Annotated in this window: 12 protein-coding genes; all 12 read left to right on the plus strand. The window is 45.4% G+C overall.

Features of this window, described 5'->3' with window-relative positions; translation table 11 throughout:
• The 12 genes from M3636_RS08045 to M3636_RS08100 all read left to right on the plus strand — a co-directional run bounded on the left by M3636_RS08045 (position 1) and on the right by M3636_RS08100 (position 17,351).
• Positions 1–1,011 (plus strand): aldose 1-epimerase, encoded by a 1,011-nt coding sequence (locus tag M3636_RS08045; RefSeq protein WP_251382002.1) that lies wholly within the window; start codon positions 1–3, stop codon positions 1,009–1,011.
• Between the two features lie 324 nt (positions 1,012–1,335).
• Positions 1,336–2,724 carry a class II fumarate hydratase gene (fumC, locus tag M3636_RS08050; RefSeq protein WP_251382004.1) on the plus strand — a complete coding sequence of 463 codons (1,389 nt, stop codon included), beginning with the start codon at positions 1,336–1,338 and terminating at the stop codon, positions 2,722–2,724.
• A 196-nt stretch (positions 2,725–2,920) separates the two neighbouring features.
• Positions 2,921–5,686 carry a CHASE3 domain-containing protein gene (locus M3636_RS08055; protein WP_251382006.1) on the plus strand — a complete coding sequence of 922 codons (2,766 nt, stop codon included), beginning with the start codon at positions 2,921–2,923 and terminating at the stop codon, positions 5,684–5,686.
• Between the two features lie 274 nt (positions 5,687–5,960).
• A complete protein-coding gene (locus tag M3636_RS08060) occupies positions 5,961–7,568 on the plus strand; it encodes a PucR family transcriptional regulator (protein ID WP_251382007.1) in 1,608 nt (535 codons plus the stop codon).
• Between the two features lie 247 nt (positions 7,569–7,815).
• Positions 7,816–9,330, plus strand: a complete 1,515-nt coding sequence (gene uraD / locus M3636_RS08065; protein ID WP_251382009.1) for a 2-oxo-4-hydroxy-4-carboxy-5-ureidoimidazoline decarboxylase — start codon at positions 7,816–7,818, stop codon at positions 9,328–9,330.
• Positions 9,327–9,710 (plus strand): hydroxyisourate hydrolase, encoded by a 384-nt coding sequence (uraH, locus tag M3636_RS08070; protein WP_251382010.1) that lies wholly within the window; start codon positions 9,327–9,329, stop codon positions 9,708–9,710. The genes uraD and uraH overlap by 4 nt, the downstream gene beginning before the upstream one ends.
• Before the next feature lie 109 nt (positions 9,711–9,819).
• Positions 9,820–11,133 (plus strand): Zn-dependent hydrolase, encoded by a 1,314-nt coding sequence (locus M3636_RS08075; RefSeq protein ID WP_251382011.1) that lies wholly within the window; start codon positions 9,820–9,822, stop codon positions 11,131–11,133.
• A 90-nt stretch (positions 11,134–11,223) separates the two neighbouring features.
• The gene (ggt, locus tag M3636_RS08080; RefSeq protein ID WP_251382012.1) at positions 11,224–12,819 is read left to right on the plus strand and encodes a gamma-glutamyltransferase; all 1,596 of its coding nucleotides are present in this window, start codon (positions 11,224–11,226) and stop codon (positions 12,817–12,819) included.
• Positions 12,820–12,911: 92 nt separating this feature from the next.
• On the plus strand, positions 12,912–14,234 hold the full coding sequence (locus tag M3636_RS08085) for a 5'-deoxyadenosine deaminase (protein WP_128102153.1): 1,323 nt from the start codon (positions 12,912–12,914) through the stop codon (positions 14,232–14,234).
• An 86-nt stretch (positions 14,235–14,320) separates the two neighbouring features.
• Positions 14,321–15,475 (plus strand): XdhC family protein, encoded by a 1,155-nt coding sequence (locus M3636_RS08090; protein WP_251382013.1) that lies wholly within the window; start codon positions 14,321–14,323, stop codon positions 15,473–15,475.
• Entirely contained in the window at positions 15,441–16,106 is a 666-nt protein-coding gene (locus M3636_RS08095; protein WP_164848704.1) for an NTP transferase domain-containing protein, read from the plus strand. The genes M3636_RS08090 and M3636_RS08095 overlap by 35 nt, the downstream gene beginning before the upstream one ends.
• A 336-nt stretch (positions 16,107–16,442) precedes the next feature.
• Entirely contained in the window at positions 16,443–17,351 is a 909-nt protein-coding gene (locus M3636_RS08100; protein WP_164848705.1) for an FAD binding domain-containing protein, read from the plus strand.
• The last annotated feature ends 17 nt before the right edge of the window (positions 17,352–17,368 follow it).

The following is a 17,368-nucleotide window of genomic DNA, read 5'->3' on the forward strand; positions in this document are numbered from 1 at the left end:
ATGACACATCAGAATCAAGCGGTTGAAGAACAATTTGGCGGCATCCCCGCTGTATGGCTTCGCTTTAATCAATTTGAAGCGGCAGTTATCCCGAGTGTAGGAGGGAACCTTGTAGCTTATCGGGATACAGAGCAGGGGCATCGCTATTTGCGGGAGCCTGACCTGAACAATATGGATGCATTCCGAGCAGCACCTGCGGTGTACGGTATTCCAATTCTATCTCCTCCCAACCGGTATGAGGATGGACGCTTTCCGTGGGACGGTGAAATCTATCAACTTCCTGTAAACGAACCAGCAACGGGCAATCATCTACATGGTTTTCTGCACGATGTGGAATGGAACGTGGAGGGATATGGAGCTAACGAGCTGGAGAGCTATGTTCTTTTGACTCAGGAAGTGAAAGAGGGAGACCCATTCCATAAATATCTACCGTTTACGTTTACAGTGACACTAAGGTACGCATTGAATCAAGATGGACTGCAACAACAATTAAAAGTAAGAAACAACGGAACGAAGCGTATGCCTAATTTATTTGCTTTCCATACAGCGATTAGCGTACCTTTTGATTCAGCGAGTAAGCGTTCGGATTATACAGCCAAAATTACGATTGGACAGCGACGTGAGTTGAATGAACGCTCCTTGCCTACAGGTGAATTTCAACCGCTTACACCGGATGAAGAGAAGTTGAAGGCAGAAGGCGTGAGTCCGTTTTTTGCTGCGATGGACAACCACTATACGGCTGTACCACAAAATGGACGTAATTATATGGAACTGACGGATCATCGTACAGGTCACAAGCTGGTTTATGATGTAGGTACGTCCTACAAACACTGGATGATCTGGAACAACAATATGGAGGATAACTTCTTCTGTCCTGAGCCTCAGATGAATCTTGTCAATGCACCGAATGTGAAAGGGGCTTCTGCAGAAGAGATCGGGCTCATTGGTCTTGAAGCCGGAGAGATCTTCGAACAGACAAGTCGCCTGTACCCAATCCCTGCTCAAAAATAATGCCACGCCCGTTTTGCGGTACGCTTACAATTTTGTCGAAAAGGTGAAAATTAACCCTTATCTCATGTATACTATGGCTATATGGGTTTAACTAAACTTTTACACTAGAACGAAGAGGACAGAAATAACGTGGAGAAGCGAAGCGTTCGCCTTTATCCCCGGATTTCCCCTTGACAAGAGGAATCAAAAAAATCTGGGGATAACAGCGATCGGAAGGTTGTTCTGTCATCGTAGTGGTCAGTGTAAATCATTTTTAGTTAAACATATATAGATACACCCACTTTTGAGAAAACCCAGACCATTTTTTTGGAGGAGGAAAAGCAAGTGGAATACCGCATTGAAAGAGATACACTTGGAGAAATGAAAGTACCTGCTGACAGACTATGGGGAGCTCAAACCCAACGTAGTAAAGAGAATTTTCCAATTGGGCGCGAACATATGCCAATGGAAATTATCCGCTCACTCGCTATTTTGAAGAAAAGTGCTGCGGCGAGTAACCATAAATTAGGTAAGTTGTCTGCTGCCAAATCCGATGCGATTGCATACGCTGCCGATGAGATCATCGCTGGGCGAATTGACGATCATTTTCCGCTTGTAGTATGGCAAACGGGTAGTGGTACACAATCCAACATGAATGTGAACGAGGTTATCGCCAATCTCGGTAATCAATTGCTAGAGCAAAAGGGTAAGGAAGAGCGTCTTCATCCGAACGATGATGTCAACATGTCCCAGAGCTCGAATGATACGTTCCCAACAGCGCTGCATGTCGCAGGCGTACTTGCTGTTGAAGATCAACTTTTGCCAGCGATCGCTGTACTGAAGAAAACGTTGGCGGATAAATCCGAAGCGTTCAAAGATATCATTAAAATTGGACGTACTCACCTTCAGGATGCCACTCCGATAACACTGGGTCAGGAAATTAGCGGTTGGGAAGCGATGCTCGCGAAGAGTGAACGCATGATCCGCGAAAGCGCGCAATATATGAAGGAACTTGCGATTGGTGGTACAGCGGTAGGAACGGGTATTAATGCACATCCGGACTTTGGTGATTTCACAGCCAAAGAGATTGGCAAACATACAGGTAAAGATTTTGTATCCGCTCCGAACAAATTCCATGCGCTCACAAGCCATGATGAGGTCGTTTACGCACACGGTGCAGTAAAAGCGCTTGCAGCGGATCTCATGAAAATTGCCAACGATGTACGCTGGCTTGCGAGTGGTCCGCGTAGTGGTCTGGGTGAAATTAGCATCCCTGAGAACGAGCCAGGCAGCTCCATCATGCCAGGTAAGGTTAATCCTACGCAAAGCGAAGCGTTAACGATGGTGGTTACACAAGTCATGGGTAACGATGCAGCGATCGGATTCGCTGCGAGCCAAGGTAATTTTGAACTCAACGTATTCAAGCCGGTGATTATCTATAATTTCCTTCAATCGGTACAACTACTTGCAGACTCCATCATTGCCTTTAATGATAAGTGTGCAGTAGGCATCGAGCCTAATCTGGGTCAGATTGAACATAACCTGAACAACTCGCTAATGTTGGTTACTGCACTCAACCCGCATATCGGTTACGAGAATGCAGCAAAAATAGCGAAGCTTGCGCATAAGGAAGGCTTGTCTCTAAAAGAAGCAGCACTGCAAACCGGGTTGCTTACTGAAGAGCAGTTCAATCAGTACGTAGACCCGGCGAAGATGATCGCTCCAAAAGCTTAAGGAATGAATATATTTATGAAAAGAATGATAAGAAGCGACCTGTGAGAACAGGTCGTTTTTTTCTTGTGAAGAATAATAATTGATAATGCTTGTCAGCAATGTACGCATGCATATAAAATACATATGCAAGTATAATCGTATTTGTTCAAAAAGTAGCTATAGTAATTGATTGGTTTATATCATTGGAGGTTAAGTGGTGCTAAAAAGGAGAAGATTCACAATACGCTCCAAAATATTAATAGGTTATCTTGTGGTTGTATTGTTATTTGGAGCCGTTCTGATAGTTCTGACAGCTCTGATTAACACATTGCAGAAAGAAAATGACTTTATCAGCCATCATGACCTGGATGTACACAATTTGACCAACTCTATTGAAAAAGCTGTTCTCGATATGGAGACAGGGCAGCGTGGATTCATGCTTACAGGAAACGAGACGTACTTAGAACCTTACATACAAGGTCTCGGCCAATGGAATTCTCATTACACTGCCCTCTATGAATTAGTGAATGATAATCCGTCACAGCAGCTCAGTCTGGAAAATATTAAGACACATATCACACGCTGGATTGAAGTAGCTGGCGAACCTTCTATTGAACTGAAGAGGCAGGGAGATCAGGAGCAGGTACTTGCATTTTTCCAATCCGATCCTGGTAAAACCGAAATAGATCTATTAAGATCACAGCTCACGAATTTCCGAAACACAGAAATTGCTCTGACCGAAGCGAGGGTTACCGATCTGGCAGCCCGCAGCTCAACACTACTGACGGTCATGTACAGCTTGTGGGGAGTAATTGCTATACTGTCCGTTCTAGCGGCAATCGTAATCTCAGGCAATATCATCAAAACGTTACGCGATGTTAAACAAACGATTAGTGAGATTTACAAAGGTGGAAACCTCACACAACGTATCCATGTACGCACCAATGATGAGGTTGGCGACCTAGGCGATGAGACGAACAAACTGCTGGATACCGTACAAGAGCAGAATCGTACCAAAGAGCGAATTACTGAAATTGCCACGTTGATGCAGAACCCGACGACACTAGAGGGGTTGTCACGGCGGTTTCTGAATGAGCTTGCTATGCTATTAGAAATTCCTTATAGCGTCTTATACTACTGGAAAGACAATCGACTGTTGCGTGTTGCTGCATATGCGGCTGATGGAGACAAAGAACGATCACTAGGTAAAGTTTCACTGGCACCTGGAGAGGGGCTTGTAGGGCAAAGTGCGAATGAGCAACGGATGCTGCGCTTAAATGACCTACCGCAAAATTACATTCGTATCTCGTCCGGGCTTGGACATGCACCTGCAACATCACTTACGGTTATTCCCGTCATTTTCGAAGGGAAAACGATTGCTGTAATTGAACTTGCGTCGATGAAGCCACTACAGGATAGCGAGATTGCACTACTCAACGAACTGATTGATATATTTGGTGTATCGCTTCATTCGACTGTGACGCGTATGGAACTGCAGCAGTTGTATGATGAGTCGCAGGTTCTCAATGAAGAGTTACAGGCACAGTCTGAGAAGCTTCAGGTGCAAACGGAAGAAATGTTATCACAGACAGAGGAGCTTCAGATGCAGACCGAAGAGCTGCACATGCTAAATGAGCGTCTAGAAGAACAAAAGAATGTAGCTGAGTCCTCAGCTAGTGAACTAGCTGAAGTTGCCGATCAATTACGCACTAGCTCAGGGTACAAATCCGAGTTTCTTGCCAATATGTCTCATGAACTACGTACTCCGCTCAACAGTATGTTAATACTTTCTGAAATTCTGGCAGAGAACAAAAATCAGCATTTAAATAAAGAAGAGCAGAAATACGCATCCGTGATCCATGCATCAGGCAAAGACTTGCTTAATCTGATTAATGACATACTCGATCTGTCCAAAGTCGAAGCTGGCGAGATGGAAGTCGACTTTAATGACGTCTATCTGGACAGTTTGCCGGAGATGATGAATCAATATTTCTTAAAAATAGCTGAGCAAAAGGGAATTGATTTCCGCATCCAGTTGCACAGCAATCTCCCAGAAACGATTATCTCTGACGAGATGCGTTTGCATCAGATTCTTAGAAACTTACTCTCGAATGCGTTTAAGTTTACGAAACAGGGTGAAGTTGCTCTTACCATTTCCAGAGTGAATTTACCAAGTGCAATGAATAAGGGACAAGAAGACGAAGTTATCGCGTTCTCGGTTAGTGATACAGGGATCGGTATTGCAGAACATAAGCTGGTACAGATCTTTGATGCGTTCAAGCAGGCGGATGGAGATACAGCGCGGAAGTATGGCGGAACAGGTCTAGGACTTTCCATTTCCCAATCACTAGCGAGTTTGTTGGGAGGTTCCATCTCGGCAACGAGCCGGGAAGGGGAGGGAAGTGTATTTACGTTGTTCCTACCGCTGCATTACGATAAACAAGAAGATGTGTATGATTCCAGACTCTTCACAAACGAGGTGGCTTCAACGATACCTCAGCTTCCGGACAATACATCTTCAAGAGTGCCACACACTTCGTCTGACATATCACCCAATGAGATGTTGTTAACACCTTTGGAAGAGTCACTGCTCCGCGGACGTCAGGTGCTTGTTGTAGATGATGATATTCGCAACGTGTATGCGTTAGCTAACGCGTTAGAACAGTACGATATGCGTGTGATCACTGCTCAGAACGGCTACGAATGCCTCGAAATGCTGGAAAGTGGTGAGGCCAAGCCTGATATCATTATGATGGATATTATGATGCCAGAATTGGACGGATACGAAACTACACGCCAGATTCGAAACAGATTAAATCTGACGAGTCTGCCCATCATCGCGTTAACAGCGAAGGCAATGAAAGAGGATCGTGACAAATGTCTGGCTGCAGGAGCGTCGGATTACATCAGTAAACCGTTAAATATGAAAGAGGTTATATCTCGGATGAAATTATGGCTGAGCCATGAACCGCTCGGAATATAAATTGTTTTTTAAGTTTAAGGTATCATGATTCATAAAAAACATCTTTAAACCCATGAACATGGTGTAGCGTAAGCTTCCCATCGAGTCATGGGTTTTATTTTTTTTAGATGTAAGCTATTTCCAAGACAATGATGTTATAATACTTAACAACAAATATGGTTTTTTATGAAGATGTGCTACAGAAGAAGTGGAAAACTACATTTTGACTCATGAAAAAGAAATATATATTCAGATTATTTAACCTTTATTGTTATATATATGGGAGGTCATGTCCATGCAACTTACGGTAAAAGAAGCTTTGCAGGTATATCCTTTGTCCGAAGCGAAATTGGTCGCAGGTGGAGAGGGAACTTCACGGATGATGAAATCCGTCAATGTCATGGACGCTCCAGATATCGCGGATTGGATTAAATCAGGAGAGTTGTTATTCACTACAGCTTTTATTATGAAAGACAATGAAACGGATGCCCTTCATCTGATGCGTAAATTGAATGAACGTGGCTGTGCAGGCCTTGGGATTAAGCTTGGGCGTTTCTGGAATTGTATTCCACAGGGCATTATTGAAGAAGCCGATCGCTTACGTCTGCCACTACTTGAACTTCCGTTTCAATTCACGTTCTCAGATCAGATGAATGCCTTGTTCAAAGTAGAGCACGAGCGAACTCATCGCTTGCTGCATGAGGTGGTACAGAAGCAGAAGAAGCTCATGCATTTTGCACTGCAACAACAGGAGCACCGGAACGTATTTGCAGAGCTTGCGACCGTACTAAATTACCCGATTGCTGTAATCGGGTCTCGCGGACATGTATTATACGGCAGTGATGGAATAGCGGGTGATGCTATTGCTCAAGGTTGGCCGTGGAAATCCATTATGCACCGTGTGAAGTGGAACCAAGGTAGTTGTCATCGTGTACCGATCAAGCAAAGCGATGAGCAATACGGATTTTTGCTTGTATTCACGGATTCTGCCCTCTCGCTGCGAGCGGAGGAAGAGTTGTTTCAGCAAGCCGCAGATGTACTCGCGTTTTATATGGATATGACATATCGCGAACATATTAATCCAACAGTGCAGGGCGAGATGCGTACGTTGCTCACACAATACTTGGAACATAAGTTAAGTGTTGAAGAATTAACGAAGCTGAGTGAAAACAAGGGTATACATCTCTTCCAAGGCACATATCAGTGTGTATTGATTACACTTGAACCTTCCGTTTTTGCAGAGGGCAAACTGTTGAAACAAATTCATCGTGAGCTGCAATATAATCCGTTAATGCAATTTACGGCATCCCAGCACTTTCAGATCGAAGATGCTATTCTGTCTATCTATACCTGCCCTACGGGTCGGGATTATGGTGAGGAATTATCTAGTTTTCTGCTTAGTCGATTCGCTGACGTGCTGAAAGCACAAGAGGTCAAAGGGGAATCCTCCCCACGTTTTTGGATTTCCAAAATGAAGCATGAACCGAAGTCACTCCGTGAAGCATACCAGGAATGTTTGGATACACGTCAGCTGGCGCGTCGATTCGGGATGAAGGATCGTGCCCTTCAGTTTGAAATGCTGGAATTCGCCTATGTGTTTCAATACGTACCGGATAACATTATGGAGAATTATTGCAACAAAGTATTGGAGCCGTTATTAGCAAGAGAAGGAGACCCTAATCAGGTCTTGATGAATACACTGGAATCTTTTATTGAAAATGATGGATTAATTAACGAAGCGGCGAAGCAGCTGTTTGTACACCGGAATACAGTAACCTACCGGATGGAGAAGGTTAGCAGTTTGCTGCAGATGGACTTTAAGAAAACGAATGATCTTCTCAAATTAAAGCTGGTATTCACGTTCCGTAAGTTTATTCGTGATAAGACCACGATTAGGGGTTAAGCAAACCAGGATTAACGTTGTGCAACATTCCAATAGGATAATTCCTTACATCAACAACCGTAATCTCTAGAGAGGTTACGGTTTTTTTGTGTTTTCCAACTATGATTAAGATACATTCCGTGCATTACAACCAAATTACAAACTTCATGTTATGTTATATGACAAAAGTGCGTCAATATCATTGCTGGGTGATAGGGCGATACGTAAAATGAAGAACAACAATTCACAGTAGACCGGAGGTTATCACATGAGCGACTTCATTAAACTCGTAAACAACTGGTCTATCACGCAGTTTGTGCATACGTTTGGCGGTTTATTTGAGGAATCACCTTGGGTGGCAGAGCTTACATGGCCAACAAGGCCATTCGATTCATTTGAACAGATGATGAAAGTTATGACGAGCATGGTTTTGGTTTCAAACGAGGACGTACAGCTACAACTGTTGCGTAAACACCCTGATCTTGGAGCTAGAATTCGTATGAGTAACCATTCGGTGAAGGAACAGTCCGGGGCTGGTCTTGATCATTTAACCGAGGCGCAATACAACGAGCTCCGAGAATTAAATCGAGAATATACAAGCCGGTTCGGCTTTCCTTTTATATTGGCAGTGAAGGGTCATACAGCAGATTCAATTCTAGAAGCCATCCGGCAACGTAATCGCCGTAGTCCAGAAGAGGAGTTCCATTCGGCACTCAAAGAGGTTTTCAAAATTGCTTCGATTCGTTTGGAGCAATGGATAGATCAGATGGGGGATGAACATGAATTGGTCGTTCGAACTGCGAAGACGCAGCAAAGAACGATGTATTGCGGTAAGGGGGACATCTGGGTCTATCGTTCCTATGCAAAACCGTTAACTGGAATACAGGTAATACCTGAATCTCCCTTTACGGGAAGGAGTAATGTTTTATTCGGGGTGAATGTGAAAGTCGCGATACAAGGTGATCATTTATTACCTTCTTTTGCTGAAGCGAATCATTCCGACACACTTACGTCCGAAGCTATGAATCAGTTCGTTCTTAAGCATGCTGCCGAATATACCGGCGCTACAATGGAGGGGTTTCTCGCATACGTTAGTGAGCGATTTCTTGTAACCTATCCGCAGATTAGCAAGATTCAGATGACGGGAGATCAGATCCTTTTTGAGGATACTTTAATTCACACAGAAGGTCGTTATCGAGCCAGTGACCTCGTATATCGTTATTCACAGAATGATCGAGCTACGGCGGCGATTGAAGCACAACATGTCGGTAATCGCGTAGAGTTGAACAATCAGTTCAGCGGTATTGCAGATCTTAGGCTCATCAAGGTTCAAGGTGGTGAATTAACAGATCTTACAAGTGAAACGGACACAGCATCGTCAGAATTAGCACGTAGTCCGCTTGCTCTTTATCTGAATGTGAATTGGCGTTATGAAGATCCAAGAGATGGGATACATGATGAACGGGGACGTTACGTTCCTGCGGAGCAAGTGAGAGATGTAGCTGCTGCTGCATTTCATGATTGTACATCGGCTTCGATTCAACATCTGCTGTATCAGATTGGACGCCGTTTGCTAAGTCGATTTGATCAATTGTCTGAGGTGTCCTTTGAATCCAATAGCCGGACATGGGTAGAAGCTATGAGCGAAAATCAGGAAAGTGAGAGTTCTCATAAGTACGCTGTGTATACAGAGCCTAACCCTTCATATGGATTTCAGGGTTTCTCCATGACACGAGACGATCTTGAGATTCGTCCAATCACCTCCAAGAAAGAAGGTGCATGATGACTAAAGCGTCTGCAGGACGAATTACTACACATGTATTAGATACATCCAGAGGCATTCCTGCTGATGGGGTTGCAATTGAATTGTATGCCCTAACCTGGGATGAAGAAAAGGAAATTAGAACCAAGATTGCAGAATCCATCACCAACCTCGACGGAAGATTAGACACCCCACTGATCGGGAACGGCGAACTGAGTAAAGGAATTTATGAGATTCAGTTCAATGTCGAGAACTATTATGCACAGCGACCTTTGGAAGAAATGGGGCAACCGTTATGGGGAGTGGTGCCGATTCGATTCACGGTATCGGATGCAACAAGCCATTATCATATTCCGCTGTTAATAGCTCCAGGTGGCTACAGTACATACCGAGGAAGCTAACGTTACAAAGTTAATACCCATTACAACAACGGGATGAAGCGAACCGCTTTGGGCCGATTTATTCAGCCAGGGTATGTGGTCTAAGACGTATTACAGAGGGGGTTGAATGATGACAGAATTTGACGTTCAACCACAACCAGGGGCGGATAAGACCAATATGTCTTTACCTGAACTAGAGCTTGTAGAATTACAAGCTATGCTGGATTGGCTGTCCACCTACGGAGCAGATTCACAGGGCGGCGTCACTCGTTTATTGTATGACAACGCTTGGTGTGAAGCACAGCATGCTCTAGCTAAACAGATGGCAGACAAGGGATTAGCTCCAGCTTTCGATCAGTCAGGCAATTTATATGGGACGTTGAGTAGTAAGGAAGAGGCAGCCTCTGATGAGGCTGGAGAAGCTACCAACCCCATTGTTACGGGCTCTCATATTGATTCAGTAGTCCATGGCGGAAAATACGATGGGGCTTATGGTATTGTAGCTGGCATCCTTGCGCTGGAATACTTACACAAGCACTTCGGCAGACCGAAGCGGACACTACAGGTGGTATCACTCTGCGAAGAAGAAGGCAGCCGATTCCCCTTTGCATACTGGGGATCAAGGAGCATAACCGGTGTGACAGCATTCGAGGAAGTTCAGCACCTGGTTGATCAACAGGGGGTATCCTTCTCGGAAGCGATCTTCGGGGCTGGATTTGGACCAGAGTGTGACTTGAAGCCTGCTGCTCAAACCTATGGTGCATTTATTGAGCTTCATATTGAACAGGGTCAAGTGTTGGAACGACACTCCCGTTCCATTGGGATTGTATCCGATATCGTAGGACAGAGGCGATACAGCATTACCGTTAAAGGTGAGGCAAACCATGCAGGGACTACGCCCATGTCATGGCGCAAAGATGCGCTGGCGGGTGCAGCCGACATGATTGTTGCGGTTCGAAGGATTGCCCTGCAGACAGGCGAACCGTTCGTAGCTACAGTGGGTCGCATCACGGCAGAGCCAGGTGTGGGTAATGTCGTTGCCGCCAAAGCTACATTCTCCCTTGATATTAGACATGTCAGACAAGAGGACTTAGATCAATGTTGGCAGGATATGCTAAAGGATTTTCGCCGTATTGCTGCTGATGACCAGCTTCGTTTGGAATGGGAAGAACACCTCTCGGTTACACCAACTCCCATGAATGAGAAGATCCAGCAAGATATCCAGGAGATCTGTGAATGTGAGCAAATATCTTATTTGCATATGCCCAGCGGGGCAGGACACGATTCACAGATTTTCCATCCCGCCTGTCCAACAGCGATGATTTTTGTGCCAAGTCAACAGGGCATTAGCCACAATCCGCGTGAATTTACAACTGAAATGGATTTGATGAATGGTTTTCGGGTACTGGTTCGTTTGCTCTATAAGTATGGCTATGAGGATTGAGTGACATATCGTTGTAGCTTTTGCAAGTAGGTGGAGCCATATAGGCGCAGAGACGGAGCTACATTTTTATAGTGGGAAAGGAGGAGTTTTATGCAGAATCAGATGCCAATATCAAGAGGGAATATGGTGACTTCTCCTCATTACCTGGCGAGCGCTGTGGGAAGCGCAATCCTCGGACAGGGCGGAAATGCTTATGATGCAGCAATCTCGGTAAGTGTAACACTCGGGGTGGTGTATCCACATATGACAGGCCCAGGAGGAGATGCCTTCTTCCTTATGCACGATGGAGCTACGGGGGAAATTACGGGTTATAACGGAAGTGGGCGCGCTGCTACAGGCATCAATGCAGATACTTTCAAATCCATGGGTATGACCTCTATTCCCATGCGAGGTGTGCTAAGTGCAATAACCGTGCCCGGTATGGTTGATGCTTGGTGGGAAGTCTGGTCTCGATATGGAAGGCTACCGTGGGCGCAGTTGCTCGAACCCGCAATTCGTTATGCAGAGAATGGGTGTCCCGTATCACGTGACCTCCGTATATGGCTGGAACGTAATGAAGCATTGATTATGGAGCAGGCGTCGCTTCGAGCATCCTTCGCTCCATTAGGCACACTTTTACAAGAAGGAGAGCTATTAGTTCAGCCTGAGCTTGCCTCTTCCCTGCGTATGATTCAAACCGATGGTCGAGAGAGCTTTTATAACGGAGAGCTGGCGAATCAACTAACATCAGCTATTCGTGAAGATGGAGGCATGCTTGCACCTATCGATTTTGCTAGTCACCAAGGCGAGTGGGTGAAGCCAATCAGCACAGAATACCGGGGCTATGAAGTACATCAGATGCCTCCCAATTCCCAAGGCTTTTCTCTCTTAATGATGTTAAATATGCTGGAGCATGTTGATATATCCTCAGTACCACGTACATCACCTGAGTTCTATCACCTTGTGACAGAAGTGGTGAAGAAGGTTTTTCGCGACAGGGATCGATATCTTACAGATCCAGACTTTAGAGACATCCCGTTAGATCGTCTTTTATCCAAAGAATATGGGGATGAGCTATGGAATGAAATTCACACGTTCCCGCCGGTTGCTCAACCCTTTTTGTCTAAAATGATTGGTCAGGATACTGCTTATGCTGCAGTGGTGGATCAGGAAGGGAACGCAGTGTCGTTTATTCAAAGTCTATATTTCGATTTTGGCTCCGCTTATGTCCCCGGGGATACAGGCATTATTATGCAGAATCGTGGATCTTTTTTCTCGCTTAATTCGCTGGATGTGAACGTACTGGAGCCTGGCAAAAGAACGTTTCATACACTTATGCCTGGACTCATCACACATAACGGGAAACCGTATATGCTTCTAGGCACACAAGGAGGAGAGGGGCAGCCTCAGACCCAAATATCTATGATTACCGGTGTAATCGACTATGGATTAACGATTCAGGAAGCGATCAATTTGCCTCGCTGGTTGTATGGCCGAACGTGGGGAGAGAAGAATGATCAGCTGCGTGTGGAGAACCGTTATCACAATGACGTATGCGAGACCCTGACAAGTTGGGGACATAAAGTCGAAGTTCGAGCACCGTGGGATGATGTTATGGGACAGTCGCAAGGCATTGTTATTCGTGCGGATGGCATGATCAGTGGAGCGGCAGACCCAAGAGGCGATGGTATGGCTATCGGCTGGTAACGTCCCACTTTTAATTTTAATGATAGTCAATTGATAAATAGTAACAAAGCCAATAAATAGAGACGGATCGCGATATGATGGGGGAGATTACGATGGGAACAATTCTACTAAAAGGTGCACAGTTGGTCACGATGAATGCGATGGAAGACGTATTCACGGGAGATCTACTAATCGAGGATAACAAAATTAAAGAAATTGCCGTGAACATTAATGTTGAAGCAGATCAAGTCATAGATGCTCGTGGCAAAGTGCTCCTGCCTGGTTTTGTTCAGACACATATTCATCTGTGTCAAACCTTGTTTCGCGGACGAGCGGATGATCTGGAATTAATGGATTGGCTACGTCAACGAATCTGGCCGCTTGAAGCAGCGCATGATGAGGAGTCCGTCTATTATTCGGCTATGCTTGGCTTAGGCGAGTTAATCTCAAGCGGAACGACAACCATTCTGGATATGGAGACTGTGCACCATACCGAATCAGCGTTTCAGGCCATGGCTGAGAGTGGAATACGTGTGATCTCTGGCAAGGTCATGATGGATCATGGTGATGAAGTCCCTGAACCTTTGCGTGAAAATACCGCTACTTCCTTGCAACAAAGTGTCGATCTGCTGGAGAAATGGAACGGGTTCGGCGGTGGACGAATTCAATATGCGTTTTGTCCACGGTTTGTAGTGTCTTGCACAGAAGAACTGCTAATCGAAGTTCGTGACTTATCGAACCAATATCATGTGAAGGTGCATACGCATGCTTCTGAGAATCGCGGAGAGATTGAATTGGTTGAACACGAGCGCGGTATGCGTAACATCGTGTACCTTGATCATATTGGATTAGCTACGCCTAGACTGGTACTGGCTCATTGTGTGTGGCTCAGTGAAGAAGAGAAACAGATTATCCGTAAACGTGGTGTCAAAGTCACCCACTGCCCCGGATCGAATATGAAGCTATCTTCTGGCATTGCGGATATTCCTGATCTGCTCAATCGACAAATCGCGGTAGGGATCGGTGCGGACGGCGCTCCATGCAATAATAACCTAGATATGTTTCAGGAAATGCGCCTAACTGCGCTAATTCAAAAGGTACCACATGGGCCTACCGTAATGGATGCACGTACTGTGCTGCGCATGGCAACTATGGGAGGTGCAGAAGTGCTTGGCATGTCCAAGGAGATTGGAAGTCTTGAAGTTGGCAAGAAGGCAGATATGGTTCTGCTGGATTTGGATGATTTCCATACCTATCCCTCATATGAGACAGATGTGTATTCGCGTGTAGTTTACTCAGCGACACGTAGCTGTGTAGACACCGTCATTATAGACGGAGCTATTGTGCTCAACCATCGTAAGATCCAAACCATTGATCGAGGCATTGTCCTGCGCGAATCAGACAAGAGCATTGCCAGATTGATGAAGCGGATTTAACCGATATAACGACGAATTCGGAGTCTAGCTAAACAGTGCATTCTTCGTGAAGGTTGGCCGGATTTACAAGAAAGGTGGAGACGAATATGGAGATGCATGATCTGAGTGCAATTGCAGCGACTTGTAGCAAACGCTGTGTACTTGCCACAGCAATCAAGGTAGAGGGTCATGCTTACCGTAAACAAGGTGTCTCTATGCTTTTGACCGAAGATGGCAGCATGTACGGTAGCATCAGCCCGGGATGTCTGGAGAGTGATCTACAGGCTCGTGTGGAGCGCATTCTGGATACTGGACAAATAGAGATCGTGGAATATGATATGCGTCCTGAGGATGATCTGTCATGGGGTGAAACGGTGGGCTGTGGTGGTTTGGTCATTGTTCTGCTTGAGCCAGTTCAAGGTACCCTGCAATCCATGCTAGTGAAGATGAACGAATGTTTACAAACGGGAACTGTTGTTCAATTTACACGTATATTTCAGCAAGGGTTCTCCAAGATGGATTATCGTCTGAGTCTCACAGGCATTGCAGATGAAAAAGCCTATATATTTGAATTGGAACAGAGTGCCCTAACGGAGCATATTCGAGCTAACGAATCCAGCGACCACGCTAAACCTCAGCCTATTTCAAGACTGAAAGAAACAGAGAGTGTGTACAATGGAACCAAACTTGAATCAGCTTCAGTGAAGGCCAACCCTTGGGATTTACCTTCTCTACTTACTTCCACTTATTATGCTAAACCCCGATTAGTCATTATTGGGGCAGGTAATGATGTACTTCCGGTAGTGAAGCTGGCTCAATTAGCAGGTTTTCGCATCGTCGTTGCTGACTGGAGAGAGTCGTTATGTACGGCTGAACGTTTTCCAGGCGTAGGGCTGTGTCTAGGATTTCCGCGCGAGATTCTTTCTGCTCTTCAGTTGAATAGAGAAGACTACATTCTCTTAATGAGTCATCAATTCCCAAGGGAGCGAGAGATTCTGGAGCTACTTAGCGAGGTGGAGTATGCATATTTAGGTATTATGGGCTCGAAGACAAGAACAGAGCGTCTATTAAACGGACTACCACCGTTATCTCATGTTCATTCTCCTGTCGGGCTAAGCATCGGAGCAGAAGGTCCGGATGAGATTGCTATTAGCATCGCAGCAGAGCTTATCGCCAGTAAACGGAGCGTGGCCGCTGCGCGTCGAAAGGCTCAGAAGGAGGTCGAACATGGGACTGACGGGTATTCTGCTTGCAGCAGGTAAAAGCACTCGCCTGGGTCGGGATAAGTTATCAGTGGTGATGCCTGACGGGAGGGCATTGGCAGCCTGGTCTTTGGAAGCCGCGCTAGGTTCAACATTAGAGCGAGTTATATGTGTTGTCAAACCAGAGGATACCTTATCGTGGATGCCAAGAGAGTGGCTGAGTTCAGCATCCTATGCTTATCAATCTGAAGCGAAGCTGTTAATCTCCATCTGTGATGATTACGCCATGGGCATGGCTCACTCGTTACATTGTGGATTACAAACTGCCAAACAATATGAGCCAGATGGGTATATGATCATGCTGGCAGATCAGCCACTTGTAGAAACTTCGCAGATAAACGAGATTATAACGATTTTCCAAACTCATAAACAATCCGATTATGTTGCAGCCACAGATTGCGCAGGTGGTAAACCGCCTGTAGCTTTTCGCTCCCATTTGCTTGGTCAACTCTTATCTCTTAGCGGTGATGAGGGTGCACGGAGGATCATGCACAACCCCCAGTTCACCGGCACATACGTCCCCTTCTCTGCTCCTAGCTTCTGGGACGCGGATACGGAAGAGGAGTTAGAACGGATCGTGCGACATATTGAGTATGATCATTCATCCCGAGATACACATCCATTGAAATAGAATAGATAGGAGAAAAATTCACATCACCTTATATTATCTAAACCATATCTCTTAATAGGTCAGCCAGTCCGATGGACTGGTCTATTTGTGTTTTCCTATGTCACATTTGAATCGGTTTACCATGCATTAAGCACAATTCTAACTTTTGTTTTATACATTTATCCAAAAGCATGTAAACATAATTGACGTTATAACTGTACTCCAATATGATTTGAACAATTATTCGGATCTTATAAAGCATGTCGCAAAATAGATCTAATCAAACGTATCAACGACATATGGGTCATAGCCACCCTCCCGTTAAATGAAGAGAGAGAAAGGAGTGGGATGATGGTCATGCCAGCGTACGGATCAGGTGCAATACCAACAGTATGGCAGCCCCAGGATTTACATGAACTGAGAGAGCTGAAGAGTAGGCTTCAAGGTAGATATTGCTTTGCTGCTGGTGGAACGTTACTTCGAACGCAGTGGGAAGGTGGTTTGATTGCTTCTCCTGAGCATTTGATATGCCTTTCCAGGCTTCCGGGCGTAAGTGATATATATATGGAAGAGCATCAGTTGGTGATTGGTGCATTGACTCGTCTGAACAGATGTGAGGCAGATACAATGGTGGCACAATTTCCGCTCTTGCAGGAGGCTATTCGCGTGATTGCTGCTCCTTCCATCCGAAACGTGGCAACGTTAGGTGGCAATATTGTTTCTGGTGTAGGTGACACAATCCCTGCCTTGTTAGTCTACGATGCAGAGATAAACTGGATGACAGATCAAGGTATGAAAAGGTGTAGCTTGGCCTCATGGCTAAATGGAGGAGAGGACGGACGCCGAAATCCGGAAGATGTGCTGGTCTCCATTCATATTCCGATGCAAGACAAGGATTCGATGTCGGCTGGAATTGAGCACTATGGTTCAATCAATAAGGAGATAAGTTACTATCGCAAGTTAGGGCGGCGTGAAACCTTTAGTGCTTCACTAGTGACGATCGCAATGCATGGCGAAATTGGCCTGGATGGTCGTTGGAAACAGATTGCGATCGCTGCTGGCGGAGGATCGGGTATGGCAATGCGACTACCTCTGTCTGAACAGCTGCTTCGTGATGAAGTAGCCTCAGTAGGGCAAGCAGCTGCTCTTGCATCGACGGTTATAACTGAATTCATAACGTATGGCGATGCATTCGCCTCTGAACAATATCGGAAACAAACTGCTGGCAATTTGCTTGGTGCTGGTCTGTGGGAAGCATTGAATTGATTGGGATGTAACCGATC

Source organism: Paenibacillus sp. MER 99-2 (genome assembly GCF_023714095.1).
Classification (GTDB): domain Bacteria; phylum Bacillota; class Bacilli; order Paenibacillales; family Paenibacillaceae; genus Paenibacillus.